The following is a 16725-nucleotide window of genomic DNA, read 5'->3' as shown; positions in this document are numbered from 1 at the left end:
TTCCTTTAATACGATTTTAAAAAATAAAGAGGAGGTGCCTGCAAATAATATTTATTGCAGTCATGATTTTTCAGCTGATTTCGGAGTCTATATTTAGATCTTATTTGGTAGAGAAACGTGATTTATTTCACAGTCAGGTTGATGGTTGGCTTTTGTTGTTTAATTTATGAGATGGCTCTGAGAATTTAAAAAATAAAAATAAGAGTAACTGAATTACTACGCATGAATATGTCTTGTTATTTATTCATGTTAATTTTTTGTACTTATTTAAAAATAAAGCAATTCAATAAGGTGCTGATTTTAGTGTATTTTTTATTATGGTATACATATTTATGCGAACCTGTGATTTTATTATTTGCACGCTGGTGTTGATTACCAAATAAATATGTCACTGCACAAAGATAAAGAGAAGGGAGTGAACTGTGATGAAAGACTGGTTTTTATAAAAAAACATTTTATAACAATGTGTTAGTAAACTCCTCGAAAATGACGAGGTGGAAGTTATGCAGTGTTTATGCATAAGCAGTTGTGGCAAGTTAACGATATTTTAACACCATCAGCGATAAACATGCGTTGACGCAAATTATCGGTAAATAGCAGTGGTATGGCAGGTCGTTTTTTCGTATAACAAGTAAAATGAAACGTTGTTTTAATTAGGGGGTTTGAGATGATTGTCGGCAATATTTACAACCTGGATGCCTGGCTGCCGGAAGAGTTGCGCCAGGCGATTGAGCATATTAAAGCGCATGTGACGGATGCGACGGAAAAGGGCAAGCATGATATCGACGGCGATCGTTTGTTTTATCTGATTGCTGAAGATATGACGGAGCCGTTCGCACAGCGCCGCGCCGAGTATCACGCCCGGTATCTGGATATTCAGATCCTGCTCAAAGGTCAGGAAGGTATGACTTTCAGCACGCAGCCTGCGGGCGCGCCGGAAACTGACTGGCTGACGGATAAAGACATCGCCTTCGTGGCGGAAGGCGTACAGGAGAAAACGGTGGTGTTGAATGAGGGTGACTTCGTGGTGTTTTATCCGGGTGAAGTGCATAAACCGCTATGCGCGGTCGGCGCTCCCGCGCTGGTACGTAAAGCCGTAGTTAAGCTGTTGGTTAAGTGACGGACGCCAGGCCTGATGAGCGTAGCGCTATCAGGCACAACGGCGCAGATTGCCGGGTGTGGCGGAGCCTTACCCGGCCTACAAACATCATTATTTTGCGAGCGTTGCGACCATCACCGCTTTGATGGTGTGCATCCGGTTTTCTGCCTGATCAAATACGATGCTGGCGGGTGATTCAAAGACCTCGTCGGTCACTTCTATACCGCCGTGCAGTCCGTACTCTTGCGCCATGTGTTTGCCAAGTGTGGTTTGATCGTCATGGAACGCCGGCAGGCAGTGCAGGAATTTCACCTGCGGATTACCAGTCAACGCCATCATTGCGCTATTAACCTGATACTTACGCAGCAGCGCAATACGTTCGGCCCATTTCTCTTTCGCTTCGCCCATTGATACCCAGACGTCGGTATAGATAAAGTCCGCACCTTTCACGCCCGCGGCGATATCTTCGGTCAGCGTAATATTGCCGCCGTTTTTCTGTGCCAGCGCTTTGCACTCCGCAACCAGGCTTTCTTCCGGCCAGCAGGCTCGCGGCGCGACCAGGCGCAGATCCAGCCCGGTTAACGCGGCGGCTTCCAGCATGGAGTTACCCATATTGTTACGTGCATCGCCTGCATAAACCAGCGTCATTTCATTGAGCGCTTTACCTGGCAGGTGTTCCTGCATCGTGAGCAAATCTGCCAGCAACTGGGTAGGGTGAAATTCGTTAGTTAATCCGTTCCATACCGGAACTCCGGCGTATTCCGCAAGCGTCTCGACAATTTCCTGGCCATGCCCCCGATACTGAATACCGTCGTACATACGACCGAGCACGCGGGCGGTGTCTTTGATCGACTCTTTATGCCCAATCTGGCTGCCGCTTGGCCCGAGATACGTTACGCGCGCGCCCTGATCGTATGCGGCAACTTCGAAAGAGCAACGGGTACGGGTTGAGTCTTTTTCGAAGATGAGCGCGATGTTTTTACCGGTGAGTTTAGCGACCTCTGTGCCGTTTTTTTTATCCGCCTTGAGCTGCGCGGCGAGCTGGAGCAGTGACGTCAGTTCAGCAGAGGTGAAATCAAGCAGTTTCAAAAAATGTTTCTGATAAAAGGTAGACATAGTTTCCTCACATGGCTTAGGCCATTTATTGAATTAAAATTCAATTTATATGGATGTTTATTCATTTGCAACCTTGTTTAACAAATCTTTCCTGGAAAGGTGGAGGCAATGACAGCGGTATGTGACAATAAGAGTATCGGCAGGACATTATGAGGAACGAGCCATGGCACACCCGGAACTACTGGAAGAACAGCGTGAAGAAACGCGCTTGATTATTGAAGAGTTACTCGAAGATGGCAGCGATCCAGACGCGCTGTACACCATCGAGCATCACCTTTCTGCGGATGACTTTGAAACCCTGGAAAAAGCGGCAGTAGAAGCTTTCAAGCTGGGCTATGAAGTGACCGAGCCGGAAGAGCTGGAAGTGGAAGAAGGTGACACGGTTATTTGCTGTGACATCCTGAGCGAATGTGCTCTGAATGCCGAGTTGATCGACGCTCAGGTTGAGCAACTGATGAACCTGGCTGAAAAATATGATGTGGAATACGACGGTTGGGGCACCTATTTCGAAGACCCAAACGGCGAAGAAGGTGAAGACGGCGACGATGAAGACCTCGTCGACGAAGATGATGACGGCGTGCGTCACTAAGTCATCTGCTGACCTACGGTGGCGTATGCTGCCGTAGGCCAAGGACAACGTATGGATTACCTGCAAATACTCTCCCCGATCCACAACTTCCTGCACTGTAAAACGCCCCAGGCCTGGCTTGATAAAGCGCGAGACCCGGCGAATCTCCCTCTGTTACTGACCGATCACCTCGTCTGCGAGCTGAAAGCGGCGCAAACGGCTATGCTGCTGGTGCGTAAGTATGTCGCAGATAAACAGGGATCGCAGGCGCTGCTGGACTGGCTGAAACCCTATGAGGCGTATGCTTTCAGGGATGGGGATGAACCGGATTTTATCGCACTGAATAAACAGATTAGCAAAAGTGTGATGCCGCAAACTGACGACCCGTGGGGACGCAAGCTTATCGACAGCATGGTTTTGCTGATCAAAGAAGAACTTCACCACTTCTGGCAGGTGCGTGAGATGATGATGAGCCGCAATATTCCCTACGTCAAAATCACCGCCAGCCGTTATGCCAAAGGCATGCTCAAAGAGGTGCGAACCCACGAGCCATTAACGCTAATCGATAAGCTGATTTGCGGGGCTTACATTGAAGCACGTTCTTGTGAACGGTTCGCCGCGCTGGCGCCGTATCTGGATGACGATTTACAGTCATTTTATCTGTCACTGCTGCGTTCTGAAGCGCGGCACTATCAGGATTATCTGGCGCTGGCGCAGCAGGTTTCTGCTGACGATATCAGTAGCCGGATACGGTTCTTTGGCGAAGTAGAAGCCGCGTTGATTACCTCTCCCGACGATGAATTCCGTTTTCACAGCGGGGTGCCCGCTTAGCCTCCTTCTCTGACGCGCGGCAGACATTGCCGCGCGATTTAACCCTTCCTGTTGCTGTTAACAAAATCTGGTGGCTGGCAATCGCTCACTGCTGCCGTAATAATCAAAACGCGCGAAGGGGAAATATATCCCCAGAACAGAGACGATTTGGCATAAGGATGGTTAATGAACTGGACACACGTATTGTTGGCGGGGTATATCGGGGTGGTGATTGCTATCGTCGTCGGCATGTTTCGCAAAAAAGGCTGGCTGGGCAAGCTCTCCGGCGCGGTGGTTTTTGTGGTGGCAATTGTCGCGTGGAATCTGTTTGATGTGCACTACCTGATCCCGCGGGAAAGCCCGAATTATGGGCTGACGGATGCGCAGAAATTTGAAAACGCGATGCTGTCCATGCCCGTTTATCAGGTGCTTAAGGAGCAGGAGCCTGCGCTGTGGCAGAACATCCTCACCCAGGCAACGCAGCTGAAAGAGGCGGGGAAAAGCGAGCAACAGATTATCGACGCTATTCAGCCGCAGATCCTGCAGGTACAGATGGCGCGTTTGCAGCAGGCGCCTGATGCCAATGTGATCGAGTATATGAAGATTAATCTCGAGCAGATTTCCGCGGTGGCAAAAGTGGGCAATGACGAATGTTTTCGCTTTTTGTTCCCGGCGGTGAAAGGTGGGATTAACCCAGTGCGTATTATTCCGCGTGAGATCATGGATCGTCGTATGGCGAGTGATATGAGCATGATGTATGCCTCACATGGCCCAAAAAAACATACGGTCACGGCAGAAGAAAAACAGCTGGCGCTTCAGGATCTGCAATCCATCAGCCCGGGTCTGGTACAGCGCTTTGGACCGGATATCCAAATCATGGCCGATCCGAGTAAAGGCGTGGGCAAAGAGAAAGTCGTCTGTGAAATGGTGCAAGATTTATGGTCACAGGTGCTGAAGCTGCCAACCGCGCGCGCGGCCGGCGTTATTCGGCTGATGCTCTCAGCCGAAATGCAGTAACGTAACCAGAGCCCCTCGGCGTGAGGTCAGAGGGGCTTTAACATCCGCACTTCACAATCTACATGTCCGGTACAGCCGAGCGCTTCGCTGATATGCTTAAACCCTAAATGTTCATACAGGCGGATAGCCTCGGTCAGAAATGCCGTCGTTTCAAGATAACACTGCTTAAAACCCTGCTCGCGGGCATGGTCAAGCGCCATCAGCGCCAGCTTTTTCGCCAGCCCCTGACCGCGTGCGCTTGGGAGGAAGTACATCTTTTGCAGTTCGCAAATGTCCGGTTCGCTACACCCTAATGGCGCAACGCCGCCGCCGCCCACGACTTCACCATTTTGCTCAACCACCCAGTAGGCTGCGCCCAGCTGGCTGTAAACCTGAAACAGCTCGTCCAGATTGGGATCGGCAACGGTATAGCCTTTATCGGCGGTCAGGCCGTATTCGGCGGAAACCTGACGGATAACGTGGGCAATAGCGGCGTTGTCGTCGGCGGTAATGCGGCGCAGCGTCGTTGAGACAGGTGTGATAACACTCATAGCGAACTCATGACATAAAAGTGAGACATATGCAGTTAATAACACTGCGGTGAGGGGAAGTGCAAGCGAGGATAATTCAAGAAAAAGCCTCTGCGCGGGTGCGTCAGAGGCTTTTATCGTCTGCGGTGTCGGATACGCTACGCTTATCCTGCAAACAATTTTACAGCGCGGCGATAACCGCCTGCTGCTCAATCAGCTTCGCTTTCGCTTCCGCATAGCCGTCCAGCTTCTCACGTTCTTTGGCGATCACCGCTTCCGGAGCGCGAGCAACGAAACCTTCGTTGGACAGTTTGCCTTCGATACGGGCAATCTCACCTTCAATTTTCGCCACTTCTTTTGCCAGACGCGCCAGTTCATCATCTTTGTTGATGAGACCCGCCATCGGGATCAGCAGCTCGGCACCGTCGATGATTTTGGTCACGGAGACCGGACCTTTGTCATCGGCAGGTAGCACGGTGATGCTTTCCAGACGCGCCAGGTTCAGCAGGAAGCTCTTGTTATCGTTCACACGACGCATCGCATCCGCGCTGCAACCACGCAGCAACAGCTCCAGCGGTTTACCCGGGGCAATGTTCATTTCCGCGCGGATGTTACGTACGGCAACGATCGCCTGCTTCAGCCATTCGGTATCGGCCAGCGCCGCTTCATCAACCTGTGCGGCGTTATATTCCGGGAACGGCTGCAGCATGATGGTATCTGCGGTGTTGCCACAAATTACTTTCACGCGCTGCCAGATGGTCTCGGTGATGAACGGAATAATCGGGTGCGCCAGGCGCAGCAGACCTTCCAGCACCGTCACCAGCGTATTGCGGGTGCCGCGCAGTTCAGCATCAGTTCCTCCGGTCATTACCGGCTTGGTCAGCTCCAGATACCAGTCGCAGAACTGGTTCCAGGTGAATTCGTACAGGATGCCCGCGGCGATATCGAAGCGGAAGTTATCCAGCGCTTCGCGGTACGCTTTAACGGTCTGGTTGAATTCCGCCAGGATCCAGCGGTCGGCCAGCGACAGGGTCATTTCGCCGCCGTTGAAGCCGCAGTCCTGATCTTCGGTGTTCATCAGCACGAAGCGGCTGGCGTTCCACAGCTTGTTACAGAAGTTACGGTAACCTTCCAGACGCTTCATATCCCAGTTGATGTCGCGACCAGTAGAGGCGAGTGCGGCCAGGGTGAAACGCAGGGCGTCGGTGCCGTGCGGCTCGATGCCGTTCGGGAACTGCTTCTCGGTACGTTTGGCGATCTTCTCGGCCAGCTGCGGCTGCATCATGTTGCCGGTACGTTTTTCCAGCAGCTCCGGCAGGGAGATACCGTCGACCATATCCAGCGGGTCAATTACGTTGCCCTTGGATTTGGACATCTTCTGGCCTTCGTCGTCACGGATCAGACCGGTCATGTAGACGGTATGGAACGGAACCTGCGGCTTGCCGTTTTCATCTTTGATGAAATGCATGGTCATCATGATCATGCGGGCAATCCAGAAGAAGATGATGTCGAAGCCGGAAACCATCACGCTGGTTGGGTGGAACTGACGCAGCGCGTCGGTATTTTCCGGCCAGCCCAGGGTAGAGAAGGTCCACAGTGCGGAGGAGAACCAGGTGTCGAGAACGTCTTCGTCCTGACGCAGCGCAACGTCGGCGCCGAGGTTGTTTTCCTGACGCACTTCGTCTTCGGTACGGCCAACGTAGACGTTACCCGCTTCGTCGTACCATGCCGGGATACGGTGACCCCACCACAGCTGACGGGAGATACACCAGTCCTGAATATCGCGCATCCAGGAGAAGTACATGTTTTCGTACTGCTTCGGTACGAACTGAATGTCGCCGTTCTCTACCGCTTCTACCGCCGGTTTCGCCAGCACATCGGCACGGACGTACCACTGGTCGGTCAGCATCGGTTCGATAACCACGCCGCCACGGTCGCCGTAAGGTACGGTCAGATCGTGAGGTTTGATCTCTTCCAGCAGGCCCAGCGCGTCGATGGTTGCAACGATCGCTTTACGTGCAGCAAAGCGTTCCAGCTTCTGGAATTCAGCCGGGATTTCACTGGAGTAAACGTCAGACTCTTCGCCTTTGGTATCGTACACTTCCGCCGTTTCGCGGATGTCGCCGTCAAAGGTCAGAATGTTGATCATCGGCAGGCCGTGACGTTTCCCGACTTCGTAGTCGTTGAAATCGTGTGCCGGGGTGATCTTCACGCAGCCGGTTCCTTTTTCCATGTCGGCGTGTTCGTCACCGACGATCGGAATGCGGCGGTTAACCAGCGGCAGGATCAGGAATTTGCCGATCAGATCTTTATAACGCGGATCTTCCGGGTTCACGGCCACGCCGGTATCGCCCAGAATGGTTTCCGGACGGGTAGTCGCCACGACCAGGTAATCTTTACCGTCAGCGGTTTTCGCGCCGTCGGCCAGTGGATAGCGGATGTGCCACATCGAGCCTTTAGACTCGCGGTTTTCCACTTCCAGATCAGAGATAGCAGTGCGCAGTTTCGGATCCCAGTTTACCAGGCGCTTGCCACGGTAAATCAGGTCTTCTTTGTACAGGCGAACAAAGACTTCTTTCACGGCATTGGAAAGACCTTCGTCCATGGTGAAGCGCTCGCGCTCCCAGTCAACGGAGTTGCCGAGACGGCGCATCTGACGGGTAATGGTGCCGCCGGATTCCGCTTTCCACTGCCAGATTTTGTCGATAAAGGCATCGCGACCGTAGTCGTGACGGGTTTTACCTTCTTCAGCGGCAATCTTACGCTCAACCACCATTTGGGTGGCGATACCCGCGTGGTCGGTACCGGCCTGCCACAGAGTGTTTTTACCCTGCATGCGCTGGTAGCGAATCATGGTATCCATGATGGTTTGCTGGAAAGCATGACCCATATGCAAACTGCCGGTGACGTTCGGCGGCGGGATCATGATGCAGAAGGACTCTTTGCTTTCATCGCCGTTAGGTTTGAAATAGCCCTGCTTTTCCCAGTGCTCGTAAAGCGGCTGTTCGATATCTTGTGGGTTGTATGTCTTTTCCATTATTTCCAGGTTGCCGTATTCAGGTTAAAACCAGCCACGCGGTAAGCTTTGTAGCGATCACGTGCCGATTGTTTCAAAGAATCTTCGTAAGGGACGAAGTCTATCACTTCTGTGAAAGCGGTGGCAAAATCTGCAAAGCCAACGCGCAAACTGATGAGCAGGTCACGTGGGCTGCTGTTGCGTTTTTCTGGCCAGGCAATCTCTACCGGGGCGCCGCCTCTGGGGCCTTCACCCGCCAGATTATGCGGAACAAAGCTTTCTGCCGGTCTTGCCCACAGAGCTTCATCCAGTCGAAGAGCCTGCTTTTCGTTTTCGCAGGCGATCAGCACGCGCTTGCCAGCCCGCCAACGTTCTGCGGCAATTTCACACACCAGTTGTTCAACGGCGCTTAAGCCATCAACGGTAGTGTCATTATCCAGAAGATAGAACGTCGCATTCTTCATATATGGGGCTTCTTGTGGTGAATTTAAATACAAGGCCGGGTGACCCGGCCTTATCGCCTGATGGCGACGCTTGCACGTCTTATCAGGCCTACAGCGTGTTGCTTTGTAGGCCGGATAAGCGTAGCGCCATCCAGCATTTACACATTACTCTTCGCCGTTAAACCCGGCGCGATTGAGCAGGAACTGCGACAGTAACGCGACCGGACGACCGGTTGCACCTTTGGCCTTACCGGAACGCCATGCGGTACCGGCGATATCCAGGTGCGCCCAGTTGTACTTACGGGTAAAGCGTGACAGGAAGCAGCCCGCGGTAATGGCGCCGCCAGGGCGTCCGCCGATGTTCGCCATATCCGCAAAGTTAGACTCTAACTGCTCCTGGTATTCATCACCCAGCGGCAAACGCCACGCGCGATCGCCAGCCTGCTCGGACGCACCGATCAGCTCATGCGCCAGCGGGTTGTGGTTCGACATCAGGCCGGTGATGTGATGGCCCAGCGCAATCACGCACGCGCCGGTCAGGGTCGCAACGTCAATCACCGCCTCCGGCTCAAAGCGCTCGACGTAGGTTAACACGTCGCACAGCACCAGACGGCCTTCGGCGTCGGTATTGAGCACTTCAACGGTCTGACCAGACATGGTGGTCAGCACGTCGCCTGGGCGATACGCGCGGCCACCCGGCATATTTTCGCAGCCCGCCAGTACGCCGACGACGTTGATGGGCAACTGAAGCTCGGCCACCATGCGCATTACGCCGTACACAGCCGCCGCGCCGCACATGTCGTACTTCATCTCATCCATGCCTTCGGCTGGTTTTATGGAGATACCGCCGGAGTCGAAGGTTAACCCTTTCCCGACCAGTACAATTGGACGCGCGTCTTCGGACGGATTGCCTTTGTACTCGATGACTGACATCAGCGACTCGTTCTGCGAACCGTGACCGACGGCGAGATAAGAGTGCATACCCAGCTCTTTCATCTGCTGCTCGCCGATCACACGGGTCACCACATTTTTGCTGTAACTGTCTGCCAGCTGACGCGCCTGAGAAGCCAGATAGGCAGCGTTACAAATATTTGGCGGCATGTTGCCGAGATCTTTCGCCGCTTTAATACCCGCGGCGATCGCCAGACCGTGCTGGATAGCTCGCTCACCGCTGGTCAGCTCACGGCGGGTCGGTACGTTGAAGACCATTTTACGCAGCGGACGACGCGGCTCGCTTTTGTTGGTCTTCAACTGGTCAAAGCTGTACAGCGTTTCCTGGGCCGTCTCAACGGCTTGACGTACTTTCCAGTAGTTATTGCGCCCTTTGACGTGCAGCTCAGTCAGGAAGCAGACGGCTTCCATTGAGCCAGTATCATTCAGCGTATTGATGGTTTTCTGAATGACCTGCTTGTACTGGCGCTCATCAAGTTCACGCTCTTTGCCACAACCAATAAGGAGAATTCGCTCAGACAGAACGTTAGGAACATGGTGCAGCAACAGGGTTTGACCCGGTTTGCCTTCCAGTTCGCCACGACGCAGCAGTGCGCTGATGTACCCGTCGCTGATCTTGTCGAGCTGCTCTGCAATCGGAGAGAGGCGGCGTGGTTCAAAGACACCCACGACGATGCACGCACTCCGCTGTTTCTCCGGGCTACCGCTTTTTACACTGAACTCCATGCACTACGCTCCTGAATCTTAAAGACAACAGCGGTGGCTACGGATAGAATTGCAAGCTTTCGTAACTCATACCCGCTGTTGCGGTGACTTCGTGTTAATCTTAACGTTATTACGGCATTGGCACGTCAGAACAATTTCTGAGAGGTGGATCCGTTGAGTATAATGATCTTAGCGACGATTTCGACGACTCAAGAGAATAAATGACGTTTAAGCCATGAAACAAGCTAAATTCCGGCAAAAGACGGGTTTTTACGGGCGTATTTAAAGTGATAATCATAAGATATCTGGTTCGGGAAACGCTCAAAAGCCAACTTGCGATCCTATTCATCCTGCTTTTGATCTTCTTTTGTCAAAAGTTAGTCAGGATCCTTGGTGCGGCTGTTGACGGCGACATCCCGGCGAATCTGGTGCTCTCGCTGCTGGGGCTGGGCGTGCCAGAAATGGCGCAACTTATCTTGCCCTTAAGCCTGTTCCTCGGGCTGCTGATGACGCTGGGCAAACTGTATACCGAAAGTGAAATTACGGTCATGCATGCCTGTGGGCTGAGCAAGACTGTGCTTATTAAAGCAGCGATGGTACTGGCGTTGTTTACCAGTATTATTGCGGCGGTCAACGTGATGTGGGCCGGACCGTGGTCCTCCCGGCATCAGGATGAAGTACTGGCGGAGGCGAAAGCCAACCCCGGTATGGCGGCGCTCGCTCAGGGGCAATTCCAGCAGGCGACTAACGGCGGTTCGGTACTGTTTATCGAAAGCGTCGACGGCAGTAACTTCAAAGATGTGTTCCTCGCGCAAATCCGCCCGAAAGGTAACGCCCGTCCTTCGGTGGTGGTGGCTGATTCCGGACATCTTACGCAGATGCGCGATGGCTCCCAGGTCGTAACCCTAAACCAGGGGACGCGCTTTGAAGGGACCGCGCTGCTGCGCGATTTCCGCATTACCGACTTCCAGGATTATCAGGCGATTATCGGCCATCAGGCCGTGGCGCTGGATCCAAACGATACCGAACAGATGACCATGCGTACGCTGTTGGCGACCGACACCGATCGCGCCCGCGCGGAGCTGACCTGGCGTATCACGTTAGTATTCACCGTATTTATGATGGCACTGATGGTCGTTCCGCTGAGTGTGGTAAACCCGCGTCAGGGGCGTGTACTGTCCATGCTGCCAGCCATGCTGCTCTATTTGCTGTTCTTCCTGGTGCAGACGTCGCTGAAGTCGAACGGTGGCAAAGGTAAGCTGGATCCTGTGTTCTGGATGTGGGTGGTTAACCTGGCTTATCTGGCACTGGCGATTGTGCTCAACCTCTGGGATACGGTGCCGATGCGCCGCTTACGTGCCCGTTTTATGCGTAAAGGAGCGGTATAATGCAGCCCTTTGGTGTACTTGACCGCTATATCGGTAAAACCATTTTCACCACCATCATGATGACATTGTTCATGCTGGTATCGCTCTCCGGGATCATCAAGTTTGTCGACCAGCTGAAAAAAGCCGGGCAGGGGAGCTACGATGCGATGGGTGCCGGGCTGTATACCCTGCTCAGCGCGCCGAAAGATATCCAGATCTTCTTCCCGATGGCGGCGCTGCTGGGGGCTTTGTTGGGGCTGGGCATGTTGGCCCAGCGCAGTGAACTGGTGGTGATGCAGGCTTCCGGCTTTACCCGTATGCAAGTGGCGTTATCGGTGATGAAAACCGCGATTCCGCTGGTGCTGCTGACGATGGCCATCGGCGAATGGGTTGCGCCGCAGGGTGAACAGATGGCGCGTAACTACCGTGCCCAGCAGATGTACGGCGGCTCGCTGCTCTCTACCCAGCAGGGGTTGTGGGCGAAAGACGGGGACAACTTTGTTTACATCGAGCGGGTGAAAGGTGACGCTGAGCTAGGTGGAATCAGCATCTACGCCTTTAACGACAAACGTCGTTTGCAGTCTGTTCGCTATGCTGCCAGCGCGACGTTTGACCCGGAGCAAAAGGTCTGGCGTTTGTCGCAGGTGGATGAGTCCAACCTGACCGACCCGAAACAAATCACCGGTTCGCAGACCGTGAGCGGCACCTGGAAAACCAACCTGACGCCTGACAAGCTCGGCGTCGTGGCGTTGGATCCTGACGCGTTGTCGATTAGTGGTCTGCATAATTACGTGAAGTACCTGAAGTCGAGCGGCCAGGATGCCGGACGCTACCAGCTCAATATGTGGAGCAAAGTGTTCCAGCCGCTGTCGGTGGCGGTCATGATGCTGATGGCGCTGTCGTTTATCTTCGGCCCACTGCGTAGCGTCCCGATGGGTGTGCGTGTAGTGACGGGGATTAGCTTCGGTTTTGTATTTTATGTGCTGGACCAAATCTTTGGCCCGCTGACGCTGGTGTACGGCATTCCGCCGATTATTGGCGCGCTGCTGCCAAGCGCCAGCTTCTTCCTGATAAGCCTGTGGCTGATGCTGCGTAAATCGTAATATCTACCCCTCCCGCTATGCGGGAGCTTCCTGTTAGCGTTTTCTCCCACCCATCAAACTGCCCAACATGCCACGGATTATCTGATTAGTGACCTGTCGCGCCGCGCTTTTCGCCACGCTCTGTACCACGCCATCGCGCTTGCCGCCGCGCTTGCCGCCGCGCTTGCCGCCGCGCGGTCCGGTACTGCCAAACAAAATATCCTTCAACCCACCGAGAATACCGTCGTCAACCTCGACCGCTTTACCGTTGGCGGGAGGCGTATTTTGCTGTTCGGTGCTGGCTTGCACGCCTTGCTGTAAACGCTCATAGGCGGATTCGCGGTCGATCTCTTCCTCATATTTGCCGTACAGCGAGGAGTGATTGATCAGCCCGTTGCGCTCGTCGTCGGTCACCGGTCCCATGCGGGAACACGGGGCAATTACCATCGCCCGCTCCACCACCGACGGGCTGCCTTTGGCGTCCAGAAACGACACCAGTGCTTCGCCGGTACCCAGCTCCTGAATGGCTTTCTCGGTATCAAACGCCGGGTTGGCGCGCATGGTTTGCGCCGCGCTTTTCACCGCTTTCTGATCTTTTGGCGTGAACGCGCGCAGGGCGTGCTGCACGCGGTTACCCAACTGGCCGAGCACGTTGTCCGGAATATCGGCCGGGTTTTGTGAGACGAACCACACGCCGACCCCTTTCGAGCGGATCAGGCGTATGACTTGTTCGATTTTATCCAGCAGCACCTGCGGAGCGTCGTTGAACAGCAGATGCGCTTCATCAAAGAAGAACACCAGTTTTGGCTTCTCCAGATCGCCTGCTTCCGGCAGCTGTTCGTACAGTTCGGAGAGCATCCACAGCAGGCTGGCGGCGTACAGTTTGGGCATCTGATAGAGCTTCTCGGCGCTGAGGATGTTGATCATCCCTTTGCCGTTGGCGTCGGTACGCATCCAGTCTTTGATATCCAGCATCGGTTCGCCAAAGAAGTGCGCCGCACCCTGCTGCTCCAGCGACAGCAGTCCGCGCTGGATAGCCCCGACCGAAGCGCTGCTGATATTGCCGTACTGATTCTGGAAGGATTTGGCGTTATCGCCGATGTACTGAGTGATGGCCCGCAGGTCTTTGAAATCGAGAAGCAGCAGGCCCTGGTCGTCGGCAATGCGGAAGATAATATCCAGCACGCCAGACTGCACGTCGTTGAGGTTCAGCAGACGGGCCAGCAGCAGCGGCCCGAGGTCAGATACCGTGGCTCGCACCGGGTGGCCTTTCTCACCGAAGATATCCCACACCGTGACCGGATTAGCATGCGGTTGCCAGTCGGTAATACCGATGTTTTTCAGGCGGGCGAGCAGCTTTTCAGAGGTTTGTCCTTCCTCGGCCACGCCGGTTAAGTCGCCTTTCACATCAGCCATAAATACCGGTACGCCAATCCCGGAGAGCGATTCGGCCAGTTTTTGTAGGGTGACGGTTTTGCCGGTCCCGGTCGCGCCGGTAATCAGCCCGTGACGGTTGGCCATGCCTGGCAGCAAAAACAGTTCTGTGTCCGGCGTGCGGGCAATTAGCAGGGGTGCGCTCATTGAGATTTCCTCCATTTATCCTGCCTGGAGTATAGGCAATGTCCATCAAAGAGAGTATGCGATGGCGAGAGAAAATGACTTAAAGCGTATTGCCGTGATAAATCTGATACCCCAGATCCACGGTGTTGTGGTTATGGTCGTTGTTCTTGATTTTGCTCAGCAACATCTGCGCCGCCATGCGGCCAATGTCAAAACGTGGGGTGATCACGCTGGCAAGGCTGGGGATCATCTGCCTGCCCATTTCCAGTCCGTGAAAACCAGCAATCGAGATCTGCTCCGGAACGGCCAGCTCACGCTCGCGGCACAGCAATAGCGCGCCCATCGCAATATCGTCGTTGGTGCAAAAGACGCCGTCTACATCCGGATGCGCGGTGAGCGCGTCCCGCATCATCTGGGTGCCGAGATGAATGGACGAAATAGAGCGCGGATTGACGCGCAGCGGCATCAGACCCCGACGCGTCATGGCATCGCAGTAGCCGCGATAGCGCTGTTCATCGCGGACGTCGTCTTTCGAACCAAGGTAGAGGATTTTGCGCCGCTGGCGTTTATCCAGCATGGTGCTGACCATATCAAACGCGGCCTGACGGTTATCGAAACCTACTTCCATGTCCAGACGATCGCCCTGAATGTCCATTAGCTCGACCACCGGAATGTTGGCAGAGCGCAGGAATTTAACCGTGCGCAGAGTGTGATATTTCTCGGACAGGATAATGCCGTCGATATTGTACGACAGCAGGTTGATCACCGACTCTTCCTCGGATTCCCGGTCATAATTGTAGTTGGCGATCAGCGTCTGATAGTTATGGTCTGAAGTGACTGACTCAATACCGGCCAGAATGTCAGCGAACAGCTGATTTTGAAACGAGGGGATCAGCACGCCGAGCGTATAGCTTTGCGCGTTCAGCAGCATCGCGGGCGCGCGGTTGGGGATGTAATTAATCTCCTCCATAATCTGCGCAATGCGTTCACCGGTTTCCTTTGCGACCTTTTTCGGCGAGCGAATGTAGCGGCTCACCGTCATTTTGGTCACGCCCGCCAGCGTGGCGATATCTTGCAAAGAAATTCTGTGGTTCCTCATTTTCTCTCCAGTGCCGGGGAGCGCTGACCTGTGCTCCCCGGTGATGACCGTCTTAATGCAGGATGGCGTTCAGCGCCAGAACACCCAGCAGACCCATAATGGAAATCAGCGTCTCCATTACCGTCCATGTGCGCAACGTTTCCCCCACGCTGAGATTAAAGTAGCCTTTAAACAGCCAGAATCCCGGATCGTTAACGTGGGAGGCAATCACACTGCCCGCGCCGGTAGCCAGCACCATCAGCGCCGGGTCGGCATGAGTGACGTTGATAATCGGCAGTACCACACCTGCGGTAGTGATAGCCGCCACGGTGGCTGAACCGAGCGCGATGCGCAGCAAAGCGGCAACCGTCCAGCACATCAGCAACGGAGAAAGCGACGTGCCGGTCATCAGGTGTGAGATATATTGTCCCACGCCGCTGTCGACCAGAACCTGCTTAAATGCACCGCCCCCGGCGATGATAAACACAATCATCGCGATCGCGCCGATAGAGTCACCAATGATATCCATAATTTGCTCGGTCGTACGTCCGTTACGTCGACCAAGGGTAAAAATGGCGAGCACGATAGCAATAAATAACGCGACCGCAGGGTTACCGATAAACTCAAAGAACACCCGCACGCTGTTGGTCTTTGGCAGTGTAATTTCGCACACCGCGGCGACCGCCATCAGTATGACCGGGATTACCGCCGCAAAGATACTGTTCCAGAACGACGGCATCTCTTCTTCGGTGAACAGATGCGGGTTGAACAACCCTTCCGGCGGTGCTTTCTCAAAGCGGGTCAGCAGCTTAGAAAACAGCGGCCCGGCGACAATCACCGTCGGGATAGTAATAATAAATCCGTACAGCAGAGTGGTACCGAGATTGGCCTCGAAAATGGTGGCAATCGCGGTGGGTCCCGGATGCGGCGGCAGAAAACAGTGGGTCACGGACAGCGCGGCGACCATCGGTACGCCGACATACAGCAGCGGCAGGCCGGACGAGGCCACCACCGTAAATACCAGCGGCAGCAGCAGAACAAAGCCGACTTCGAAGAACATCGCCAGACCGACGACCAGACCGGTGATCACCAACGCCCACTGCACGCGTTTCTTACCAAACGTGCCAATCAGCGTGGTGGCGATGCGCTGAGCCGCACCGGTATCGGAAATCAGCTTACCGAGCATTGCGCCGAAGCCGAGGATCATCGCCAGCCCGCCGAGCGTGCCGCCGATCCCATTTTGTATTGAGTGCAGAACGGCCTGGGCATCCATCCCTTCGGCAAAACCAACGACCGCCGCCACCAGGACCAGAGCAATAAAGCCGTTAACTTTAAAGCCAATCATCAGGACCAGGAGCAGCGCGACGCCTGCCGCAATTATTATTAATGGCATAATCGTTTCTC

General features: G+C 54.2%; 16 protein-coding genes. 7 read left to right on the top strand and 9 right to left on the bottom strand.

Translation table 11 applies throughout. The features are described from left to right. Nucleotides 1–667: 667 nt before the first annotated feature. Entirely contained in the window at nucleotides 668–1120 is a 453-nt protein-coding gene (locus tag NMD08_RS22680; RefSeq protein WP_151217454.1) for a YhcH/YjgK/YiaL family protein, read from the top strand. 90 nt (nucleotides 1121–1210) lie between these two features. On the opposite strand, the gene argF is transcribed toward NMD08_RS22680, so the two are convergent. Together argF and NMD08_RS28365 are read right to left on the bottom strand one after the other, a co-directional pair. Beyond that, the gene (gene argF, locus NMD08_RS22675; RefSeq protein ID WP_187259185.1) at nucleotides 1211–2215 is read right to left on the bottom strand and encodes an ornithine carbamoyltransferase; all 1005 of its coding nucleotides are present in this window, start codon (nucleotides 2213–2215) and stop codon (nucleotides 1211–1213) included. Beyond that, nucleotides 2185–2280 carry a hypothetical protein gene (locus NMD08_RS28365; RefSeq protein WP_373276870.1) on the bottom strand — a complete coding sequence of 32 codons (96 nt, stop codon included), beginning with the start codon at nucleotides 2278–2280 and terminating at the stop codon, nucleotides 2185–2187. The genes argF and NMD08_RS28365 overlap by 31 nt, the downstream gene beginning before the upstream one ends. A gap of 98 nt (nucleotides 2281–2378) precedes the next feature. On the opposite strand from NMD08_RS28365, the gene rraB reads away from it, so the two are divergent. The 3 genes from rraB to NMD08_RS22660 all read left to right on the top strand — a co-directional run bounded on the left by rraB (nucleotide 2379) and on the right by NMD08_RS22660 (nucleotide 4610). Further along, complete coding sequence (gene rraB / locus NMD08_RS22670) at nucleotides 2379–2804, top strand: ribonuclease E inhibitor RraB (RefSeq protein ID WP_286542434.1); 426 nt, start codon at nucleotides 2379–2381, stop codon at nucleotides 2802–2804. 51 nt (nucleotides 2805–2855) lie between these two features. After that, nucleotides 2856–3614 carry a tRNA isopentenyl-2-thiomethyl-A-37 hydroxylase MiaE gene (gene miaE, locus NMD08_RS22665; protein ID WP_370619131.1) on the top strand — a complete coding sequence of 253 codons (759 nt, stop codon included), beginning with the start codon at nucleotides 2856–2858 and terminating at the stop codon, nucleotides 3612–3614. Between the two features lie 165 nt (nucleotides 3615–3779). After that, nucleotides 3780–4610, top strand: a complete 831-nt coding sequence (locus NMD08_RS22660) for a topoisomerase II (protein WP_370619129.1) — start codon at nucleotides 3780–3782, stop codon at nucleotides 4608–4610. Nucleotides 4611–4636: 26 nt separating this feature from the next. Here NMD08_RS22660 and NMD08_RS22655 read toward each other — a convergent pair whose 3' ends face one another. The 4 genes from NMD08_RS22655 to pepA form a co-directional block, all read right to left on the bottom strand. Continuing rightward, a complete protein-coding gene (locus NMD08_RS22655) occupies nucleotides 4637–5140 on the bottom strand; it encodes a GNAT family N-acetyltransferase (RefSeq protein ID WP_370619127.1) in 504 nt (167 codons plus the stop codon). 160 nt (nucleotides 5141–5300) lie between these two features. Continuing rightward, nucleotides 5301–8156 (bottom strand): valine--tRNA ligase, encoded by a 2856-nt coding sequence (locus tag NMD08_RS22650; RefSeq protein ID WP_151217462.1) that lies wholly within the window; start codon nucleotides 8154–8156, stop codon nucleotides 5301–5303. Next, a complete protein-coding gene (gene holC, locus NMD08_RS22645) occupies nucleotides 8156–8599 on the bottom strand; it encodes a DNA polymerase III subunit chi (RefSeq protein WP_151217464.1) in 444 nt (147 codons plus the stop codon). The genes NMD08_RS22650 and holC overlap by 1 nt, the downstream gene beginning before the upstream one ends. 144 nt (nucleotides 8600–8743) lie before the next feature. Next, on the bottom strand, nucleotides 8744–10255 hold the full coding sequence (pepA, locus tag NMD08_RS22640; RefSeq protein WP_003025870.1) for a leucyl aminopeptidase: 1512 nt from the start codon (nucleotides 10253–10255) through the stop codon (nucleotides 8744–8746). A gap of 153 nt (nucleotides 10256–10408) precedes the next feature. Between pepA and NMD08_RS22635 the strand changes: the two genes are divergently transcribed. The 3 genes from NMD08_RS22635 (at nucleotide 10409) to lptG (ending at nucleotide 12704) form a co-directional block, all read left to right on the top strand. Continuing rightward, nucleotides 10409–10459, top strand: a complete 51-nt coding sequence (locus NMD08_RS22635; RefSeq protein ID WP_212723231.1) for a hypothetical protein — start codon at nucleotides 10409–10411, stop codon at nucleotides 10457–10459. 62 nt (nucleotides 10460–10521) lie between these two features. Continuing rightward, nucleotides 10522–11622, top strand: coding sequence for an LPS export ABC transporter permease LptF (gene lptF / locus NMD08_RS22630; protein WP_151217466.1), 1101 nt, complete (start codon nucleotides 10522–10524; stop codon nucleotides 11620–11622). Then, nucleotides 11622–12704, top strand: coding sequence for an LPS export ABC transporter permease LptG (lptG, locus tag NMD08_RS22625; RefSeq protein WP_151217468.1), 1083 nt, complete (start codon nucleotides 11622–11624; stop codon nucleotides 12702–12704). Before lptF ends, lptG begins: the two co-directional genes overlap by 1 nt. Before the next feature lie 33 nt (nucleotides 12705–12737). Here the strand turns inward: lptG and NMD08_RS22620 are convergent, their stop codons facing one another. The 3 genes from NMD08_RS22620 to idnT all read right to left on the bottom strand — a co-directional run bounded on the left by NMD08_RS22620 (nucleotide 12738) and on the right by idnT (nucleotide 16714). Next, entirely contained in the window at nucleotides 12738–14264 is a 1527-nt protein-coding gene (locus NMD08_RS22620) for a helicase HerA-like C-terminal domain-containing protein (RefSeq protein ID WP_370619125.1), read from the bottom strand. 79 nt (nucleotides 14265–14343) lie between these two features. Beyond that, a complete protein-coding gene (locus NMD08_RS22615) occupies nucleotides 14344–15342 on the bottom strand; it encodes a LacI family DNA-binding transcriptional regulator (protein WP_151217472.1) in 999 nt (332 codons plus the stop codon). A gap of 52 nt (nucleotides 15343–15394) precedes the next feature. Further along, entirely contained in the window at nucleotides 15395–16714 is a 1320-nt protein-coding gene (gene idnT, locus NMD08_RS22610) for a gnt-II system L-idonate transporter (RefSeq protein WP_370619123.1), read from the bottom strand. Nucleotides 16715–16725 lie beyond the last annotated feature (11 nt).

The sequence above is a fragment of the Citrobacter meridianamericanus genome (assembly GCF_041320245.1).
GTDB lineage: Bacteria > Pseudomonadota > Gammaproteobacteria > Enterobacterales > Enterobacteriaceae > Citrobacter > Citrobacter meridianamericanus.
The sequence above is the reverse complement of the archived record's forward strand: the minus strand, read 5'-3'. Positions and strand labels throughout refer to the sequence as shown.

What these genes read in the sequence shown, in the direction of transcription:
- NMD08_RS22680 (WP_151217454.1), top strand. Translation starts at nt 668, where the DNA reads ATGATTGTCGGCAATATTTACAACCTGGATGCCTGGCTGCCGGAAGAG.
- argF (WP_187259185.1), bottom strand. Translation starts at nt 2,215, where the DNA reads ATGTCTACCTTTTATCAGAAACATTTTTTGAAACTGCTTGATTTCACC.
- NMD08_RS28365 (WP_373276870.1), bottom strand. Translation starts at nt 2,280, where the DNA reads ATGAATAAACATCCATATAAATTGAATTTTAATTCAATAAATGGCCTA.
- rraB (WP_286542434.1), top strand. Translation starts at nt 2,379, where the DNA reads ATGGCACACCCGGAACTACTGGAAGAACAGCGTGAAGAAACGCGCTTG.
- miaE (WP_370619131.1), top strand. Translation starts at nt 2,856, where the DNA reads ATGGATTACCTGCAAATACTCTCCCCGATCCACAACTTCCTGCACTGT.
- NMD08_RS22660 (WP_370619129.1), top strand. Translation starts at nt 3,780, where the DNA reads ATGAACTGGACACACGTATTGTTGGCGGGGTATATCGGGGTGGTGATT.
- NMD08_RS22655 (WP_370619127.1), bottom strand. Translation starts at nt 5,140, where the DNA reads ATGAGTGTTATCACACCTGTCTCAACGACGCTGCGCCGCATTACCGCC.
- NMD08_RS22650 (WP_151217462.1), bottom strand. Translation starts at nt 8,156, where the DNA reads ATGGAAAAGACATACAACCCACAAGATATCGAACAGCCGCTTTACGAG.
- holC (WP_151217464.1), bottom strand. Translation starts at nt 8,599, where the DNA reads ATGAAGAATGCGACGTTCTATCTTCTGGATAATGACACTACCGTTGAT.
- pepA (WP_003025870.1), bottom strand. Translation starts at nt 10,255, where the DNA reads ATGGAGTTCAGTGTAAAAAGCGGTAGCCCGGAGAAACAGCGGAGTGCG.
- lptG (WP_151217468.1), top strand. Translation starts at nt 11,622, where the DNA reads ATGCAGCCCTTTGGTGTACTTGACCGCTATATCGGTAAAACCATTTTC.
- NMD08_RS22620 (WP_370619125.1), bottom strand. Translation starts at nt 14,264, where the DNA reads ATGAGCGCACCCCTGCTAATTGCCCGCACGCCGGACACAGAACTGTTT.
- NMD08_RS22615 (WP_151217472.1), bottom strand. Translation starts at nt 15,342, where the DNA reads ATGAGGAACCACAGAATTTCTTTGCAAGATATCGCCACGCTGGCGGGC.
- idnT (WP_370619123.1), bottom strand. Translation starts at nt 16,714, where the DNA reads ATGCCATTAATAATAATTGCGGCAGGCGTCGCGCTGCTCCTGGTCCTG.